Raw genomic sequence first — 17,485 nt, 5'->3', positions numbered from 1 at the left:
TATGATCCGGCGAGGCTTTCCACTTTGGCCGAAAAGAATTCCTCGGCCCCGGGGCGGCCTCCCTTCGCGGCGTACGTCGAGGCCGACCTACGGACGCGGTACATATGCCCCGACCATTCCCCCGGGGCTCATTCCGGTCCGATGCCGGTCAACGCCGCGCACGGCCAAGCGAATACCACAACATCCCTGTTCCGCTGGCTACTTCCCGACAAAATCACTCTGCCCACGGACTATGCCGCTGACCGGATCAACCGCCGCACAAGCATGTCTACGATGTGGTCAACCCCTGACAGGAAAGGCTGCTTCCGCTTTTCTCCGGTTCGCCAGGTGATCTGCACCTTCTCGGAGCGGCCGCACACCTTCTGCTCGGTAGAACTGAGGGACCGCATCCATGCCAGAACCCGTACCAGCCAGTCAACGGCGGAGGCCGACGAAAGCGCCCGGGGCGGCGACCGCGCCCCTTGTGGCCGTACTGTCCGTACTCGCCGTCGCCGCAGCCGTGGCCGTGGTCCTGGCCCCGTCCGGGGCGCGCGGCTGGGCGGTGGCGGTGGTTCTCACCGCCTGGGTGGTTCTGGCCGTCACGCTCGCCGTCGCGCACACCCTCGCCCGGCGGACGCAGCGCGCCGCCTCGGCCAGGACCGCGGAGGCCGAACGGCTCAAGACCTCGCTGACCGCACTCGAAGCGGACACGGCCCACACGGTCGACGTGGCGCTCCCCGCCCTGCTCCGCCTGGTACGCGGCGGAGTACCGGCCGCCGAGGCCCTCGGCCGCGTCCCGCTGCCGCGCGGACCACGGCAGCGCAAGCTGCTGCACGTGCTCGCGGCCACGGTCGAAGGGCAGGAACAGCAGACCGCCGCCCTGCGCACCGAAGGCACGCGGATCCACGACGAACTGGGCAGGGAGAACGCCCGGCTCCGCGAGGAACTGCACGCCTTCACCTCCGAGGTGGAACGCTTCACCCGCGAGACGCTGCCGGGGGTGGCCGCCCGGCTCCGTGAGGGCGAGTCCGGCACCACGGTGCAGGCCGAGGTGTACCTCCCGGAACAGCCGATGCTGCGCGCGTCCGTCGAGGCGGTGCTCCGGGAGCTCGCGCTCAGCGAACGCCGCGCCCTCGCCGCGCAGACCGCGTCCGCCAAGGCGCTCAGCCGCGTCCAGGCGAAGTCCGTCAGCATGCTCGCCGATCTGCGCAGCATGCAGGAACGTCACGGCGAAGAGGTGTTCGGCGATCTGCTGAAGCTGGACCACAGCACCTCGCAGCTCGGCCTGATGACGGACCGCCTCGCGCTGCTCATGGGCGGCCGGCCCAGCCGCGCCTGGAACAGGCCCATCGTCATGGAGAGCATCCTGCGGGGCGCGGTCGGCCGGATCGCCGCCTATCAGCGCGTCCGGCTGCACTGCTCGTCGAACGTCGCCATCTCCGGTTTCGCCGCCGAAGGCGTCATGCACCTGCTCGCCGAACTGATGGACAACGCCGCGAACTTCTCGCCGCCCATCGACGAGGTGCACGTGTACGTCGAGGAGCGCGGCACCGGCATCGTCGTCACCATCGAGGACAGCGGGCTGAAGATGGCCGACGCGGCGATGCGACGGGCCGCGGACTCCGTCGCCGGGCGGACGACCGACCTCGCGGCCCTCCAGGGCACGCGCCTGGGGCTCGCCGTGGTGGGGCGGCTCGCGCTCAAGCACCGGATCAGCGTCAACTACCGGCCGTCCTCGCGCGGTGGCACCGGCGTGGTCGTCCTGCTACCGAGGCATCTGATCGCGCAGGAGTCCCGCGAGAACCATGCGAGCGCCCCGAACCTCCGGGAAGCCGCCGCAGCCGCGTCGCCGGCGCCCGTCCCCGCGGCCGTACCCACGCCCACGCCCGCTCCCGCTCCCACTCCCACGCTCCCGCCGGAACCCGTGCCACCGGCCCCGGCGTCCCCGGAATCCGTGTTCCAGGAACCGGCGGGACCGGTGGCCCCGCCCGTTCCTGGAACGACGCCCGCACCAGCGGCGCCGTTCCTCCCGGAATCCCCTGCCGCCGCACCCGCTCCCACGCCACCGCCCTTCCCGGAGCCCCCCGCCGCCGCGCCCACACCCACCGCACCGCACTTCCCGGAGCCCCCCGCCGCCGCACCGCCCTTCCCGGAGGCACCCACACCCGCGACGCCCTCCCTCCCGGAGGCCCCCGTGCCCGCCCCGGCCGCCGAGCCCTTCGTCGTCCGTCCCCGGGAGCACGAGCAGCCCGCGCCCCGACCGGCGGCTCCCGCCTCCACCCCCGGCGGCCTGCCCGTCCGCACCCCCGGCCGCACCATGGGCGAGGCGGAGCGCGAGCGCGGCCGGCACCGCGGGGCGCCCGCTCCCGCCTCCCCGGCCAACCCGCGGGGCGACACACCCCGGGCCACCCCGCCCCGCACCGCGGGCCAGCAGTTCGGCGCCTTCCAGCGCGGCCGACGGCCCCAGGGCGAGGCGGCGGCAGCGGAGCGGCCGGACGCCGGGACCGTACCGCCGCCGCCCTCCGCGCCGTAGCCAGGAACGCCATCCACAGGGTGTCCGGGGCCACCGGACGCGCTCGCCCGAACATCCGAGATTGGAGGTACGGGCCGTCGGCCGGTTCCCGGCGCCACGGTCCCGTCACTCATCATGCAGACAACGGACAACAGCCTCACCTGGCTCCTGCAGAGGCTGCTGGAGCAGACCCCCGGAACGCGGCACGCCCTGGCCCTGTCCCGCGACGGGCTCAAGCTCTGCTGGAGCGAACACCTCACCCTCGACCAGGCCGACCAGCTGGCGGCCATCTGCTCGGGCATGCAGGCGCTGGCCCAGGGAGCCTCGATCGAGTTCGGCGACGGCTCCGGAGGCGTACGGCACTCGATGACCGAGTTCCACGGCGGCCTGCTCTTCATCGTCGAGGCCGGTGAGGGCGCGCATCTGGCCGTCGTCGCCACGGAGGAGGCCGACCCCAGCATCGTGGGCAACCAGATGACGCAGATGGTCGAGCAGATCGGCGAGCACCTGCGCGCCGCACCGCGCGGCACCGTACCGGGGAGCGCTTCTCCGGGACGTACGGCCCCGGGGAGTCCCTCGTGACGCCCCGGCGCCCCGTCGACACCGGGGCCCCCGACCGGCTCTACACGGTCACCGGCGGACGCAGCCGCGCCGCGGACTCCTTCGACCTGGTGACCCTGGTGGTCAGCGAGAGCCGGCCGACCCCCGGCATGCAGTCCGAGCACGCACGCATCCTCGAACTGTGCAGCCACCCGACCGCCGTCGTCGAGATCGCCGCCGAACTCGCCCTCCCGGTCACCGTGGTCCGCATCCTGCTCGACGACCTCCACGTCATGGGCCGGATCACCGCCCGCCACCCCCGCGTGGCCGCCTCACCCGCCGAACTCCCCGACTCCGAACTGCTGAAGGAGGTTCTCCATGGTCTCCGGAAGCTGTGAGCTGCCCGCCCGGCGCACGCCGCTGGCCGACGCGGCCGAGACCGGTCTGAAGATAGTCGTCGTCGGAGGGTTCGGCGTCGGCAAGACCACCCTCGTCCGCTCGGTGAGCGAGATCCGGCCGCTGAACACCGAAGAGGTCATGACCCAGGCCGGTGTCGGCGTCGACGAGACGAGCGGCGTCGACGCCAAGACGACCACCACGGTCGCCTTCGACTTCGGGCGCATCAGCCTCAACGAGCGGATCGTGCTGTACCTGTTCGGCGCCCCGGGCCAGGAGCGCTTCTGGTTCCTGTGGGACCGGCTGTTCTCGGGCACGCTCGGCGCGGTCGTCCTCGTCGACACGCGCCGGATGGACGACTCCTGGTACGCGATCGACCGGCTGGAACACCACGGCACCCCGTTCGTGGTGGCGGTCAACCGGTTCGACGACGACATCGCCCACCCCCTCGAAGAGATCCGTCAGGCCCTGGCCCTGCCCGAGCACATCCCGATGATCGACTGCGACGCCCGGGTGCGGGCGTCCAGCAAGAACGTCCTGATCACGCTCGTCGACCATCTGCGCACCATGGCCATCGCCCGGGAGACGACCCCATGAACACCTCCGACCCCTTCCACGACATCGCCGTCGGCCCGTCCCCGTCCTTCGACGTGAACGCCGCCCCGGCCCCCTCCGGCTGCCCGGTCGCCCCCGGTGCCGTCCGGCTGTCCGGAGCCTCCTACCAGCAGACGCCCACGGAGCTCTACCGCTCGCTGCGGCGGGAGCACGGCGCGGTGGCGCCGGTCCTGCTGGACGGCGACGTACCGGCCTGGCTGGTCCTCGGTTACGCCGAACTCTCCTACGTCACCACGCACGACGAGTTGTTCGCCCGGGACTCGCGCCGCTGGAACCAGTGGGACAGCATCCCGCCGGACTGGCCCCTGCTGCCGTTCGTCGGCTACCAGCCGTCGGTGCTCTTCACGGAGGGCGACGAGCACCGGCGCAGGGCCGGCGTCATCACCGAAGCCCTGGAGGGCGTCGACCAGTTCGAGCTGGCCCGCGACTGCCGCCGCATCGCCGAGCGGCTCATCGCGGACTTCGCCGGGAGCGGCCGGACGGAACTGATGAGCAGCTACGTCCACGCCCTGCCGATGCGGGCCGTGGTCCAGATCTGCGGGATGCCGGTGTCGGGCTCGGACACCCAGCAGTTGGTGGACGACCTGCGGATCTCGCTCGACGCCGGTGAGGGGGACGACCCGGTGGCCGCCTACGGGCGGGTCGGCGACCGGCTGCGCCGGCTCGTCGAGGACAAGCGGGCGGCCCCCGGGCCCGACGTCACCTCCCGCATGGTGACCCACGGCGCGGGGCTCACCGACGAGGAGATCGTCCAGGACCTGATCTCGGTGATCGCCGCCGCCCAGCAGCCCACCGCCAACTGGATCTGCAACACGCTGCGGCTGCTGCTGACGGACGAGCGCTTCGCGGTGAACGTGTCCGGTGGCAGGCTCAGCGTCGGCGAGGCGCTCAACGAGGTGCTGTGGCTGGACACCCCGACACAGAACTTCATCGGCCGGTGGGCCGTACGGGACACGCAGCTCGGCGGCCGGCACATCCGGGCGGGCGACTGCCTGGTCCTGGGGATCGCCGCGGCCAACACCGACCCGGAGATCTGGCCGGAGTCGTACGTCGGGGCCGAGAACTCCGCGCACCTCTCGTTCAGCAGCGGCGAGCACCGGTGCCCCTACCCCGCGCCGCTGCTGGCCGACGTGATGGCCCGTACGGCGGTGGAGACGCTGCTGGAACAACTGCCGGACCTGATGCTGGCGGTCGAACCGGAGGAGCTGAGCTGGCGGCCCTCCGTCTGGATGCGCGGACTGTCGACGCTGCCGGTCCGGTTCAGTCCAATGGCGCAGTAGCGCGGCACCGCGGATGAGGGGCCGGGGCGGGGCGGCTTCCGGGAGCGGAGTCCGTCGGTCCCGGAAGCCGCCCCGGCCCCTCACCTTCCCGGCCGGCCCTGCCGCCCCGGCGTCAGCCGGACACCGGCGTGAACCGGACCGGCAGGCTCTTCGGCCCCCGGGTGAAGACACCGTGCTCGACCGGGTCGAAGCCGTCGGCCAAGCGCAGATCGGGCATCGCGTCCAGCAACTGGCCCACCCCGATCTCGACTTCGGACCGCGCCAGCAGAGCTCCCACGCAGAAGTGCCGGCCGAGTGCGAAGGCGAGATGGTCGGCCGCCGCCGAGAACGCGTTCGTGGCGCTCAGGTCCTCGCGGAAGATGTCGAAGGCATCGGGGTCCCGGTAGCGGTCCTCGTCGCGGTTGGCGGAGCCGATCAGGCAGGTCACCGTGGAGCCCTTCGGCACGGTGCCGCCGCTCAACTCCACTTCCACCGCAGCCTGACGCATGATCATGTGCACCGGTGGCGTGCAGCGCAGCGTCTCCGCGAAGGCGCGGTCGATCAGACTCCGGTCCGCGCGCACCGCCGCCAACTGCTCGGAATGGGCCAGCAGGTTGGCGAAGATGCCGGCGATGGCCTTGTCGGTGGTCTCCCCGCCCGCCGCCAGCAGCAGACTGCAGAACGCCTTGACGTCCTCGTCGCTCATCCGGACCCCGTCGACCTCCGCGGTGCACAGCGTCGACAGCAGATCGTCCCCCGGCGCCTCCCGCCGTGCGCGGATGATCGGCAGCATGTACTCGGCGAACTCGACGCGCGTACGCTCACCGGCCCGCGCCACATCCTGATCGCCGGAGAGATTACCGAGAAAGGCGATGACAGCCGTGTACCAGCCGTGAAAACGCTCATAGTCGGACTTGTCCAGACCGAGCATGTCGGCAATGACGTTCACCGGAAAACGGGTGGCGTAGTCGGCGACCAGATCGACGGAACCGGAGTGGCGGAACCGGTCGATCAATTCGCGTGAATTGCGCTCGATGACCGGTAAGAACTTGTCCCGCAGGTCGGCTCCCCGGAAGGCGGGCGCGACGAGGGCCCGGCGTACGGCGTGCTCACGCCCGCTGAGCTGGAGAATCGTCCGCCCGTGCACGGGCTCGATCTGCCAGTCGTAGTTCTCGGTGGTGAACTCACCGGCCTTGTCCTTGAAGACGCGCTCCACGTCCTCGTAACGCGAGACGATGTAACTCTTGGTGGCCTCGTGCCACAGGAGCGGCGCTTCCTGCCGCATCCGGCGATACGCCGCATAGGGGTCTCTCTCGAACTCTGGCGACAGAATGTCCGGTGCTCGGACGGTCATGACCACTCCCTTGCAAGCAGAACGGGAACTGCGAGGTGCATGACTCATTCAGCTGGTGCCGGCGGATATATGCAAGAGCCACGGGGTCGCGAAATCCCCTGGGCCGGAACGGCATCGCGCCCGCTACGATCTCCCGCTGTGACGCATGACCGTGAGCGGACCGGGCCCGCGTGGGGGACCTTCCTCGAACTGGAGGATCCCGCCGGCGGTCCTCTGCACGCGCGGCTGACCCGGGCGCTGCGGTCCGCCGTCGCCGGCGGACGGCTCGCCGCGGGCAGCACCCTGCCCCCGAGCCGTGTCCTCGCGGCGGATCTGCGCTGCTCCCGCTGGGTGGTGACCGAGGCGTACGCCCAACTCGTCGCCGAGGGCCACTTCGAGGCGCGCAGCGGGTCGGCCACCCGGGTGCGGGCGCACACCGGCGCCACCGCGCGCCGGGACACGGGCGCGGGCGCGTCGCGCTGGACACCCCGGTTCGACCTGCTGCCGGGCGTCCCCGACCTGCGCGCGTTCCCGCGCAAACGCTGGGCCGACATGGTCCGTGCCGCCACCACCGAACTGACCTGGGACGAACTGGGCTACCCCGATGCGGCCGGGCTGCCGCGGCTGCGCCGGCAACTCGCCTCCTATCTCGCGCGCGGGCGCGGAGCCCGAGTGGAGGCGGAACACCTCGTCGTCTGCGCGGGCACGCTGGACGGTGTCCTGCGACTGTGCCGGACCCTGCGGGCCGCCGGGCACACCCGCGTCGCGGTCGAGGACCCCGGCTGGACGCAGCTGCGCCTCACCGTGGCGGCGGCGGGCCTGACCGCGGTGCCGATCGCGGTGGACGCACAGGGTCTGCGGGTCGACCTGCTGCGCCGGGCGAGCGCCGTGCGGGCGGTGATCGTGGCCCCGGCGCACCAGTTCCCCACCGGCGTCGTCCTCGCGCCCGCCCGCCGCGCGGAACTGGCGGACTGGGCCCGGGAGGTGGACGGTCTGATCATGGAGGACGACTACGACGCCGAGTTCCGCTACGACCGCCACCCCGTGGGAGCCCTCCAGGGCATGGCGCCGGACCATGTCGCCCTGCTCGGTTCGCTGAGCAAGACGCTCTCCCCCGCCGTCCGGCTGGGCTGGGCCGCCGCGCCCGGCCGCTGGACCAGGGCCCTCGTCGCCAGGGACACCGGAGGCGCCCCGCCCCCCGTCATCGACCAGGACGCCTTCTCCCGCTTCGTCACCTCCGGCGCCTACGACCGGCATCTGCGCGCCTCCCGGCTGCGCTACAAACGCCGCCGGGACCACCTCCTGCGCGAACTCGCGACGCGCCTGCCCGGCGCTGCGGTCGGCGGAGCGGCCGCCGGATTCCATCTGCTGCTCCCCCTGTCCGACGGCTGCCCGGCGGGCGCCGTGGTGGCGGAAGCGGCCCGCGACGACGTACGCCTGGCGAGCCTGGACGACTACCGGATGACACCGCCGACCCCGGCCCCGGACCCGGACCTGAATCCGGACCCGGGCCGGAGCTCGGACCCGGGCCGGAGCTCGGACCCGAACCCGGTCCCGGACCGGAGCTCGGACCCGGATCCGGGCTCCGGCCCCCGCCCCGGGGTGGACGTCCCGTCCTCGACCCTCGTCATCGGCTACGGGAACCTCACCGACCAGGCGGTACCGGAAGCCGTCCGGCGCCTGGCCCGGGCCGTCGAACGCGTACGGAACGGACGGACGGCCGCGTAGGGGATCAGTCGTCGGCCCGACGCATATCCGCCGCGTCCAGACGGACCCGCAGCTCCTCGGGCAGCCGCAGCTCCGCCGCCCCCAGGACCTCGTCCAGCTGCTGGACCGAGCTGACGCCCACGATCGGGATGACCGGCGGGTCACCGCCCATCAGCCAGGCCAGCACCACCTGGTTCGGCGTCGCCCCCAGTTCGTCGGCCACCTCGCCGAGCACCGCCAGACGCCGTGCGCTGCCCGGGTGGTCGTACGCCTCCGGCAGCGGCTTGTCCTCCCGGGTGTACGCGCCCGAGATCAGCGACGAGTAGGCCATCAGCGTCAGGTCGGACTCGGCCCGCAGATAGTCGAGCAGTTCCGGTGTGACGTGCACGTGCGCGGTCTCCGGCAGGCTCAGGTCGAAGCGCGGCTGGAGGTAGGAGTAGCGCTGCTGGACGCAGGTGTAGGGCGTCATCCCGCCCGCGCGGGCGGTGGCGCGCGCCCGCTCGGTGCGCCAGGTGGCGTGGTTCGAGCAGCCCAGGACGGTCGCCTTGCCGTCCTTGACGAGGGAGTCGAGGGCCCCGACCGTCTCCTCCAGCGGGACGGTCCGGTCCTCGACGTGGGCCCAGTACACGTCGATGCGGTCCGTGCCCAGCCGGCGCAGGCTGTCCTCGGCGGCCTTGGTGACGACCGCCCCCGACAGCCCCTCGGCCGTCTCCAGGCCGGTGCCGGGCACGGTGGGCCGCGCCCCCGCCTTGGTGGAGATCAGCACTTCGTCGCGCACGCCCCGGTCGGCGAGCCAGCGGCCGATGGTCGCCTCGCTCTCGTCCCCGGTGCCGCCGGGAACCCAGAACGCGTAGGCGTTGGCGGTGTCGAGGAGAGTGCCGCCCGCCTCGACGAACCGGTCCAGGATGGCGAAGGACGTCTTCTCGTCCACCGTGGTGCCGAAGGGCAGGGTACCCAGGGCCAGGGCACTGGCCAGGGGGCCCGTGGACCCTCCGATACGACGTCGCAGCATGCGGAACTCCTCAACAAGGGGGCTGTCGTGCCCTCCTGGACGTTCTCCGGGAGGAACGATCACCACCGTAGGCCGCGAGCGGATCGGTATCCCGGGCCAATGCGACGACGAAAAACCGGACCGCTTCGCCGCACCCGCCCCCGCCCCGCACCCGGCGACACCTGAGCACCGGGCAACGCCGGGACAGCGGAACACAGGCGAGACGGGAACACCGGACGACGCCTCAAACACGGGAGCACGGGCGTCACGGGGACAGCGGGGACACCGAGACACCGGGACACCGGGACACCAGGTGACGCCGGGACACCAGGTGACGCCGGGGCAGCGGGGCACCGGGACACCAAGCGACACCGGGGCAGCGGGGCACCACACGTCACCGGGGCAGCGGGCACCACACGTCACCGGGGCACCCAGGCGCCCGAGTGCCCAGCCACTCAGGCGCCCTCGTCCTCCTCCGGCGCCACCCGCCCCGTCAGCGCGGCCAGCGAACTGCGGACGTGCGCCATGTGCGCCTGGAGCTCCTCGCGGGCCTCCTCGTGCTCCCGCAGGATCCGCTCCGTCTCGCGGACCACCCGCTCCTCCCGGACCCGGGCCTCGGCCAGCAGCTCCGCCGCCCGCGCCTCCGCGTCCTCCTGGCCGTGCCGGGCGGCCTCCTGCGTGGCGGCGAGGTGCCGGCCCGCCTCCGTGAGCAGCGCCTCGGCCCGCTCGATCAGCTCCGTGTGCCGGGCTTCCGACGCGGCTTCCCCGGCGGCCAGTTCGGCCTGGACCGCCTTGAGGCGCTCCGCGTGCTCCTGCTCCTGGTGGGCCAGCACGCTCGCCGTACGGTCACGCGTCGCCGCCATCGCCGAAGCGGCGGCCGCCCGCACCTCCTCGGCCTCCTGCCGGGCCGCCGCCAGCAGCCCTTCCGCCTCCGCGACCGCCGCGGCCACCCGCTCCTCCGCCGCCCGGCCCGCCGCCGCACGCACCTCCCCGGCCGCCGCGCGCGCCGCGTCCCCGGCCGCCCGGCCCGCCTCCTCCGCCTCGTCCCGCACCGCCTGGCCCGCCGCCACGGCCTCGGCCTCCAGGCTCTGAGCCTCGCTCTCGGCCAGGGCGAGGATGCGCTGCGCCCGCTCCCCCAGCTCGGCGTAGTCCGGCACGGGCAGCGCGGCGACGGTCTCCGCCAGCCGGGCCGCCTCGGCGCCCAGCTCCTCCACCCGGGCGGTCAACCGCGCGGCCTCCGCCAGCGCCCCGTCCCGCTCGCCCGTCAGGGCGGCCACCATGCGGTCCACCTGCTCCGGGCGGTACCCCTTCCCCCGGACACCGACGACGTCGAACGCGGACACCGGTCCAGCACTCATCCCTGAAGCCCTCTCTCCGACACCGGCATGCTCAGCCGCACCACGACACACCGCGATACGTCAAGGATGCGGCAATTGGTGCCGGAAGTCGGAATCGATCAGCCGCATTCCGGCCGGAAGCGACCGGCATCACAGACCCGGGCGAACCGGCACACAGCGAGGCGCCCGAACCCGTGAGGGGTTCGGGCGCCTCGGCCGGACCGTGCCGCCGGACCGCCGGAACGGGCCGACAGACCGGGCCGGATCAGATCAAGCCGTCCCACATCTGCTCCAGCAGGACCGACCACCAGCTCTCCGGCGACGCCAGCGCCGCCGCGTCCAGCGCCACCAGCTGTGCCTGGAAGTCGACGGTCCAGCGGCCCGCCTGCTCCGGGTTCAGCCCGTACCGCAGCCGCCACATCCGGCCCAGCAACGCCATCGACCGCACGAACTCCGGCAGCCCCGTGTTCACGAACTGCGGCGGCACCGGCTGCCCGCCGGGCCCCGCCTCGACCGGGACGGCCACGATGTTCGCCGTCCCGTACTGCACACAGATCGCCCGGCCGAAGTCCGTACCCATCACCAGGTACGAGCCCGCGTCCGGGGCCGGCTGCACCTGCCGCTGCGTCGCCAGCTCGGCCAGCGTCGGCACCACCGGTTGCCCCGGCTGCGCCCAGAAGAACGGCCCGAAATCGGCGGGCAGTCCCGCCCACACCAGGGTGCGGGCGACGATCTCGGGCACACCCTGACGGGACACCGCCCGCTGGTCGAACCGGAGAATCCCCTGCGGGCCGAACGCCTGCGCCAGCTCCTCCGCGACCGCCTCCGGCGGCAGCGCGGGCGCGGGCGGCATCTGCGGCAGCGGCGCCCGCACGGGCGCGGGCCGCGCCGGTCCGTCCGCCACCTGGTGCAGCTCGCCCTGGTGCGTCAGGAGATGCTGCATGCCCTGCTGACGGCTGGCGTGATCCGTACCGTACGGAGCGACGCTGGTGATCCGCACCTGCGGCCAGGTCTCACGGATCATCCGCGCGCAGTACCCGCCCGGCAGCTCGCACGACTCCAGCTCCGTGTGGAGCTCGATGACCTGCTGCGGCGGCACGTTCATCGCCCGCAGCTCGTGCAGCATCTGCCACTCGGGGTGCGGGGTGCCCGGCGCCGAGCGGCGGATCAGCTGCTGCTCGCTGCCGTCCGGAGCCCGGAACCGCAGCACGGCCTGGTAGCCGGGGCCCACGGTCGGCTGCCCCGCGGGCTGCTGCGGATAGCCGTACGCCGGAGGCGGGGTGTGCCCGCCGGGCGGCGCGCCGGGCGGACCCGGCGGCTGCGGTACGGAACCGGGCGGACCGGCCGGTGAACCGCCCGGAGCCCCGGGCGGACCAGGAGGACCGGGCGGGCCGACCTGGCCCGGAGCCGCGAACATCGTCTCGGCGTGGTGCACCCCGCCCCCCGGAGGCGGCGTGGAACCCGGCGGCGGACCGGGCGGACCGGGCGGCTGCGGGGCCCCGGCGCACCGGGCGGACCGGGCGGCTGCGGAGCACCGGGCGGACCGGGCGGGCCGGGAGGCTTTGGCGCACCCGGGACGCCCGCGCCGATGCTGCTCCCGTCGGCGAGCATCGTCGCGGCGTGGTGCACCCGCCGCCCGGAGGCGGCGTGGAGCCGGGAGCCGGGGGCGGGCCGGGGAGCGGGCGGCGGGGTGGAACCCGGCGGCGGACCGGGCGGGCCCGGCGGGGTGGCCCCGGGCGGGCCGAGCTGGGACACCAGCTGCGTCGGGACGTACCCGCCCGCAGGAGCGCCGGGCGCGCCCGGCTCCGAAGGCGGCGGCGTCGCACCGGGAGGCCTGCCGGGAATCCCCGGGGCACCGGGCGGCGGCGGAGTCGACGGACCGCCCCCACGCGCCCCGCGCGGCGGCACCACGGCCTTGCTGGTGGCCGCGTCGGCGATGTCACCGGCCTCGTCCGGCGCACCCGGCTCCGGCCGGAGCGCCGGCGCCACCTGCGTACGCGGGAGCTGACTGCCCCCCGACATCAGCGCCGTGGGCGCCTCCGCCGGGACGACCGGCGGCGGGGTCCCCTCGTCGTCCGTCCCCGACAGCGGCGGTGCGAACACCGTCGCGGGGAGCGGAACCGCCGCGTCGTCGGAGTCGGAGTTGGTGTCCGTACCGGCCCACGGGGTCGCCCCGGCGGGCACACCGTCGGAAGCCGTGGGCTCGTAGGCCGCGCCACCGTCGGCGGCGGGCCACATCGCGGCGGAACCTCCGGCGGAATCGGCGGGGGGCGGCGTCACGTCCGCGGCGGCGGGAGGGGCGACAGGGGTCCGGCCCGACGCCGACGGGTCCGCAGACGGAGTCGGGGAGGAGGTCGAGGGCGGGGACGAGGACGACGGGTCGGGAGAAGAAGACACGGACGGGCTCTGCGAAGGCGAAGGCGACGGCGACGGCGGGACCGGCCCAGCCGCCTCCGCCTCCGCCTCCCGCCGCTCCGCACGCCGATCCGGAATCCCCAGCTTGTCCGCCGCCTCCTGGAGCCACTCCGGCGGCGTCAGCAGGAACGACGTCTGGTTCAGATCCACCCGCTGCGGCGGCTCCGGAGCAGCGGCCGGCGCACCCGCCGGAGCCCCGTACTCCTCCTCGTACCGCCGGATCACCTCACCCACCGGCAGCCCCGGCCACAGCGTCGCCTCACCGCTGTCCCGGGCGATCACCAACCGCTGACGGCCCCCGTCCGACACGGGCCCCTCCGGCCGGTCCTCGGCCCACACCACGAAACCCAGATCGAACTCACGGACACGCACCTCACGGTGCTGATACGCGGGCACGTCACCGTTGACCCACTCGTCCGCCCGCTCCTGCGCCTGCGCGAACGTCACCATCGCGCTCACCCCTCCACCGGGACGGCGCGCGCGAAGCCGCCGTCCACCATCAGGTTCGCCACGGTCTCCAGCTCCGGCGGATTGCCCGCCAGCCGCTCCAGGAAGGCGTCGAAGTCCGCACCACAGGGCAGCAGCAGCCGCTCCACGCGCTCCTGGACACTCCAGCCGTCCCGGTCCCGGGCGTCGTCGTACGGGCAGAACCACACCGAACCGACGTCCCGGCCGCGCACCTTGACGGCGAGAATCCCGCCCTGGACGAACGCGACACCCAGGAAGTCCTTGGTGAAGTGGTCCCGCAGACACTTGTTCACGTACACCAGGTCGTTCATCGCGGCCTCGTCACGCACCGTGAAGAACGGCTGGTCCACCAGGAGCCCCAGTTCCGCGTCCAGCGCCGCGCCCACGGGGGCCGAACCGCCCGCCGCCTTGAGGAACGAGCGGTACGCCCCGGGCAGCCGGTAGCCGAGGTCCTCCTCGACACCCTGAACCTGCTGCTCGGTCACCGAGCCCGCGCCCTTCGGCAGCCGGAAGTGCACCGGACGGGTCTCCTGCAACGGGCGCGTGCCACGCCGGTCCTGGTCCACGTCCGTACCCGCGACACCGCCGTGGTGACGCAGCAGCGCCTTCACCTCGACCGGCACCAGCTCCATCCGCCGGCCGCCCGGCACGTGGTGCCACGTCCAGCCGTGCGGGGTCGCCACCGCGGGAATCGTGTCCCACAGGTCGTGTCCGCTCGCCGCCATCGCCGCGTTCGCCGACACGTAGTCGGTCAGCCGCAGTTCGTCGACACCGAAGCCCGGAGGCGGATCGGCGATCTCGGCCGCGGCGCGCGCGTACGGGGAGAAGACGGGGCGCCCGCTCCCGTCCATCCGCACCCCTCCGGGGTGCCGGGACGCCCGGACCGGGTCCGGGAAACGCACGACCTGCCCGGCATAGGCGGCGTTCGGTGGCGCGGCTTGCTGCCCGAGCCGGCCTGTCGTCATGGCTGATGCCCCCTGCTGCGTCCGGTGTTCCGCACAGCCTAAGCGGTGGGGCACCAGGGGATCCCGCCCCGCCGGAACCGTCACGAACGGTCACAGGCGCGTGACGGTGAGGCGGCAGTCTCGCACCTTCGGGCGACACGCAGACACGTTTCCCCGACCCAGCTTCCCCACCACCTGGCACATTTGGCAGGCTGTCCCCGCAACTCGGGGGATTGCAGGGAGGGACGACAGCACGATGCATTCCACACAAACCGCCACATCAGGGGACCCACGTCTCAGCTGGAGCAGCGCCGAAGCCGGCCGCACACCCCGACTCATCCACCGCCGCGACGGGATCCTCCCCGCGGTGGCCGCCGCGCTGTCGGTCCGCGGCGAGACGCTGACCTGCACCGCGGGCAAGGGAGACCAGCCGCCGGTGCTGCACCCGCTCGTCCAGGACTTCCTCGACACGCTCACCAGCGGCCAGCGCGAACGCTTCACCGGCCGCTGCCCCGAGGCGATACTGCTCTCCCGTCAGCTCACCGCCGCCGAGACCGGGCGCTCCAAACGCGCCCAGCGCAAACCCCTGACCAACGGGGAGGCGCGGCGCGCACTCAAGCACGCGCGGATCACCGCCCGGCGCATCCGCGAGGACGGCGACCCGCTCCACGGCAGCTACGCACCGCCCTGCCGGTCCTGCTCCGCCCTCCTGTCCCACTTCGGCGTACGCCCCGTCGACCTGACCTCCACCGGCGCCGCGACCACCGCCGAGAAGGGCTGACCGCCCACCGATGCACGACCGCCAGCAGCACACCTCCACCACCCGCTTCTCCGTCGCCGTCGACGCCGCCCTGCGCGCGGCCGGCTGGCAGCCCGGACGCTGGGACATCCGCCAGGCGGAGGAGTGGGCCGACGCCCTGCGCTCCCACGCCTCCCCGGCCGGCCACCGGCACGCCGTCTTCCCGGCCGCGGTCGAGGCGTGGGCGGAGTTCGGCGGCCTCCGCATCACCGCGTCCGCGCCCGGCCGGCACATCGCGCCCCCGGCGGTACGCATCGATCCGCTGAGCGGACTGCACCTGGCCCGTACGCTCGGGGACCTCGGCCGGGCCCTGGAGACCGAGGTCAGTCCGCTGGGAGCGGAGGGCGCGGAGCAGGCGGTGCTGGCCATCGACACGGAGGGGCGGGTGTACAGCATCGATCACACCGGCGACTGGTTCCTCGGCCAGGACATCGACGAGGCCCTGTCCACCCTGGTGACCGGCACCCAGCCGCCCCGCCTGACGTCGGCCTGATCCCGTCCCGGCCGACGGCAGGTGTTCGGGGACGGACCCACTGCCCGGCGGCATCCCCCTCCCCCGGAGAAAACCGGACCGAACCCCTCCCCTCCCCCCCGGACACGACCGGAACGAACCCGTCCCCTCCCGTCGAACACGAACGGGCCGAGCCCGCGCCGTCACCCCGGACACGACCGGAACGAACCCGGCACCGCGACCACCCCGGACAGGAGCGGACCCTCCGCTCCCCACCACCGGGGAGCCGCCCTCAGTCGCCGGACGGGCCGGAGACCGGCAGGACCGCCGAGACGCGGAAGCCCCCCGCGTCCGTGGGACCGGAGACGAACACACCGCCCAGCCCCAGCACCCGCTCCCGCATCCCCACCAGCCCGTTCCCCCCGCTCGGCAGCCCCGCGTCCGCCACGGCCGCGTCCGACGGACCGTTCTCCACCTGCATCGCCACCTCGGCCTCGCGATGCGCGAGCCGCACCCACGTCTTCGCACCCGCCGCATGCTTGTGGACGTTCGTCAGCGCCTCCTGCACCACCCGGTACGCCGTCTGCTCCACCTCCGGCGGATACGGCCGCAGCTCGCCGTGGACCGCCAGCTCCACCACCATCCCCGCCTGCCGGGACTGCGCCACCAGCGCCTCCAGCTCGTGCAGCCGGGGCCCGTCCTCCGTCGCGGCGGAGGCGGCGGCCACCGCGGCAGCCTGCCGCACCGACGCCAGCGGAACCCCGCCCGCCGCGGGCGACACGGTCAGCGCCTCCCCCGTCCGCAGCACCCCGAGCATCTCTCGCAGCTCCGTCAGCGCCTGCCGGCCCATGTCCCCGACCAGCGCCGCGTTGCGCACCGCCTTCGCCGGATCCTTCGGGGCGACGGCCTGGAGGGCGGCGGCGTGCACCACCATCAGGCTCACCCGGTGGGCGACCACGTCGTGCATCTCCCGGGCGATCCGGGTCCGCTCCTCCGCGCGCGCCCACTCGGCCCGCTCCTCGGCCCGGTCCGCGAGCAGCGACAGCTCCCGCTCCAGCGAATCGGCCCGCTCCCGCAGGCTCTCCATCAGACGGCGCCTGGCTCCTATGTAGAGGCCGAGGAGTACGGACGGGGCCGTGAGCCCCACCGCCATGAAGACGGACATCAGGGGGACATACCAGTCCCCCGGTCCGAAGTCGGTCTGCTCGGCCACGCTCTGCCGCAGCCGCACGTACGTGACGATGAACGTGCCCACCAGCGCCATCCCCGCCAGCACGACGGTGATCCGGCGCGGCACCTCGGAGGCGGCCAGCGTGTACAGGCCGACCAGGGCCATCAGGAAGCCCATCTCGGCGGGCGTCAGCGCGATCGTCAGCAGCACCACGGCGATCGGCCACCGCCGGCGCACCAGCAGCACCGACCCGACGAGAAGACCGAACACCACGCCCACCGGCACCGGAATCCCGGTGTTCCGGGCGAACTCCACCCCCTCCAGGCCACACTCCAGCGCCGACACCAGCGCCAGCCCCACGTCCAGGGCGACACTCCGTCGCCGTTCCCACCACCAGTAGCCGCGGGTGGTCGATCCCGCCGCCTCCCGGTCTGCCCCCGTTGCGGTCATGGCATCCAGCCTACGGGCGGACGCATCTCCTTTTCGGGTGACCGGCAGCAGCACGTTCCGCGTTCGAACATGCACGAAACGCACACCGATCGCCTGAAATGGCGAATCGACCACGCTT

At 73.5% G+C, this 17,485-nt stretch carries 14 protein-coding genes and 1 pseudogene; 9 read left to right on the top strand and 6 right to left on the bottom strand.

Annotation, left to right across the window (positions count from 1 at the left end; genetic code table 11):
- Positions 1 to 391 precede the first annotated feature (391 nt).
- The 5 genes from KME66_RS20970 to KME66_RS20950 all read left to right on the top strand — a co-directional run bounded on the left by KME66_RS20970 (position 392) and on the right by KME66_RS20950 (position 5,322).
- Positions 392 to 2,512 (top strand): ATP-binding protein, encoded by a 2,121-nt coding sequence (locus KME66_RS20970; RefSeq protein ID WP_216324762.1) that lies wholly within the window; start codon positions 392 to 394, stop codon positions 2,510 to 2,512.
- Between the two features lie 114 nt (positions 2,513 to 2,626).
- Positions 2,627 to 3,073, top strand: a complete 447-nt coding sequence (locus KME66_RS20965; protein ID WP_032767351.1) for a roadblock/LC7 domain-containing protein — start codon at positions 2,627 to 2,629, stop codon at positions 3,071 to 3,073.
- Positions 3,070 to 3,429, top strand: coding sequence for a DUF742 domain-containing protein (locus tag KME66_RS20960; protein ID WP_073225393.1), 360 nt, complete (start codon positions 3,070 to 3,072; stop codon positions 3,427 to 3,429). Before KME66_RS20965 ends, KME66_RS20960 begins: the two co-directional genes overlap by 4 nt.
- Positions 3,410 to 4,024 carry an ATP/GTP-binding protein gene (locus tag KME66_RS20955; RefSeq protein ID WP_073225391.1) on the top strand — a complete coding sequence of 205 codons (615 nt, stop codon included), beginning with the start codon at positions 3,410 to 3,412 and terminating at the stop codon, positions 4,022 to 4,024. Before KME66_RS20960 ends, KME66_RS20955 begins: the two co-directional genes overlap by 20 nt.
- Entirely contained in the window at positions 4,021 to 5,322 is a 1,302-nt protein-coding gene (locus tag KME66_RS20950) for a cytochrome P450 (RefSeq protein WP_216324759.1), read from the top strand. The genes KME66_RS20955 and KME66_RS20950 overlap by 4 nt, the downstream gene beginning before the upstream one ends.
- Positions 5,323 to 5,434: 112 nt before the next feature.
- On the opposite strand, the gene KME66_RS20945 is transcribed toward KME66_RS20950, so the two are convergent.
- A complete protein-coding gene (locus KME66_RS20945) occupies positions 5,435 to 6,586 on the bottom strand; it encodes a cytochrome P450 (protein ID WP_253208608.1) in 1,152 nt (383 codons plus the stop codon).
- A gap of 207 nt (positions 6,587 to 6,793) precedes the next feature.
- On the opposite strand from KME66_RS20945, the gene KME66_RS20940 reads away from it, so the two are divergent.
- Positions 6,794 to 8,362, top strand: coding sequence for a PLP-dependent aminotransferase family protein (locus tag KME66_RS20940; RefSeq protein WP_253208432.1), 1,569 nt, complete (start codon positions 6,794 to 6,796; stop codon positions 8,360 to 8,362).
- 4 nt (positions 8,363 to 8,366) lie between these two features.
- On the opposite strand, the gene KME66_RS20930 is transcribed toward KME66_RS20940, so the two are convergent.
- The 3 genes and pseudogenes from KME66_RS20930 to KME66_RS20920 all read right to left on the bottom strand — a co-directional run bounded on the left by KME66_RS20930 (position 8,367) and on the right by KME66_RS20920 (position 13,234).
- Positions 8,367 to 9,353 carry an aldo/keto reductase gene (locus tag KME66_RS20930; protein WP_216324753.1) on the bottom strand — a complete coding sequence of 329 codons (987 nt, stop codon included), beginning with the start codon at positions 9,351 to 9,353 and terminating at the stop codon, positions 8,367 to 8,369.
- 434 nt (positions 9,354 to 9,787) lie between these two features.
- The gene (locus KME66_RS20925) at positions 9,788 to 10,690 is read right to left on the bottom strand and encodes a cellulose-binding protein (protein ID WP_216324750.1); all 903 of its coding nucleotides are present in this window, start codon (positions 10,688 to 10,690) and stop codon (positions 9,788 to 9,790) included.
- A gap of 244 nt (positions 10,691 to 10,934) precedes the next feature.
- Positions 10,935 to 13,234, bottom strand: a pseudogene (locus KME66_RS20920) (SUKH-4 family immunity protein).
- Between KME66_RS20920 and KME66_RS34065 the strand changes: the two are divergent.
- Positions 13,170 to 13,376, top strand: a complete 207-nt coding sequence (locus tag KME66_RS34065) for a hypothetical protein (RefSeq protein WP_253208633.1) — start codon at positions 13,170 to 13,172, stop codon at positions 13,374 to 13,376. The pseudogene KME66_RS20920 and the gene KME66_RS34065 sit on opposite strands and share 65 nt — an antisense overlap.
- A 163-nt stretch (positions 13,377 to 13,539) precedes the next feature.
- Here KME66_RS34065 and KME66_RS20915 read toward each other — a convergent pair whose 3' ends face one another.
- Positions 13,540 to 14,517, bottom strand: a complete 978-nt coding sequence (locus KME66_RS20915; RefSeq protein ID WP_216324747.1) for an SMI1/KNR4 family protein — start codon at positions 14,515 to 14,517, stop codon at positions 13,540 to 13,542.
- Between the two features lie 235 nt (positions 14,518 to 14,752).
- On the opposite strand from KME66_RS20915, the gene KME66_RS20910 reads away from it, so the two are divergent.
- Both KME66_RS20910 and KME66_RS20905 read left to right on the top strand, forming a co-directional pair.
- Positions 14,753 to 15,277 carry a YwqJ-related putative deaminase gene (locus KME66_RS20910; RefSeq protein WP_073225373.1) on the top strand — a complete coding sequence of 175 codons (525 nt, stop codon included), beginning with the start codon at positions 14,753 to 14,755 and terminating at the stop codon, positions 15,275 to 15,277.
- A gap of 10 nt (positions 15,278 to 15,287) precedes the next feature.
- Positions 15,288 to 15,788 carry an SUKH-3 domain-containing protein gene (locus KME66_RS20905; RefSeq protein ID WP_073225371.1) on the top strand — a complete coding sequence of 167 codons (501 nt, stop codon included), beginning with the start codon at positions 15,288 to 15,290 and terminating at the stop codon, positions 15,786 to 15,788.
- Between the two features lie 250 nt (positions 15,789 to 16,038).
- Here the strand turns inward: KME66_RS20905 and KME66_RS20900 are convergent, their stop codons facing one another.
- On the bottom strand, positions 16,039 to 17,367 hold the full coding sequence (locus tag KME66_RS20900; protein ID WP_216324744.1) for a sensor histidine kinase: 1,329 nt from the start codon (positions 17,365 to 17,367) through the stop codon (positions 16,039 to 16,041).
- Between the last annotated feature and the right edge of the window lie 118 nt (positions 17,368 to 17,485).

Source organism: Streptomyces sp. YPW6, assembly GCF_018866325.1.
Taxonomy (GTDB): Bacteria; Actinomycetota; Actinomycetes; order Streptomycetales; family Streptomycetaceae; genus Streptomyces.
Note: the sequence above shows the minus strand (reverse complement) of the source record. Positions and strands in the feature narration are given on the sequence as shown.

Excerpts from the sequence above, each read along its gene's own strand:
- KME66_RS20970 (WP_216324762.1), top strand. The coding sequence starts at position 392 with ATGCCAGAACCCGTACCAGCCAGTCAACGGCGGAGGCCGACGAAAGCG.
- KME66_RS20965 (WP_032767351.1), top strand. The coding sequence starts at position 2,627 with ATGCAGACAACGGACAACAGCCTCACCTGGCTCCTGCAGAGGCTGCTG.
- KME66_RS20955 (WP_073225391.1), top strand. The coding sequence starts at position 3,410 with ATGGTCTCCGGAAGCTGTGAGCTGCCCGCCCGGCGCACGCCGCTGGCC.
- KME66_RS20950 (WP_216324759.1), top strand. The coding sequence starts at position 4,021 with ATGAACACCTCCGACCCCTTCCACGACATCGCCGTCGGCCCGTCCCCG.
- KME66_RS20945 (WP_253208608.1), bottom strand. The coding sequence starts at position 6,586 with ATGCGGCAGGAAGCGCCGCTCCTGTGGCACGAGGCCACCAAGAGTTAC.
- KME66_RS20930 (WP_216324753.1), bottom strand. The coding sequence starts at position 9,353 with ATGCTGCGACGTCGTATCGGAGGGTCCACGGGCCCCCTGGCCAGTGCC.
- KME66_RS20925 (WP_216324750.1), bottom strand. The coding sequence starts at position 10,690 with ATGAGTGCTGGACCGGTGTCCGCGTTCGACGTCGTCGGTGTCCGGGGG.
- KME66_RS20915 (WP_216324747.1), bottom strand. The coding sequence starts at position 14,517 with ATGACGACAGGCCGGCTCGGGCAGCAAGCCGCGCCACCGAACGCCGCC.
- KME66_RS20910 (WP_073225373.1), top strand. The coding sequence starts at position 14,753 with ATGCATTCCACACAAACCGCCACATCAGGGGACCCACGTCTCAGCTGG.
- KME66_RS20905 (WP_073225371.1), top strand. The coding sequence starts at position 15,288 with ATGCACGACCGCCAGCAGCACACCTCCACCACCCGCTTCTCCGTCGCC.
- KME66_RS20900 (WP_216324744.1), bottom strand. The coding sequence starts at position 17,367 with ATGACCGCAACGGGGGCAGACCGGGAGGCGGCGGGATCGACCACCCGC.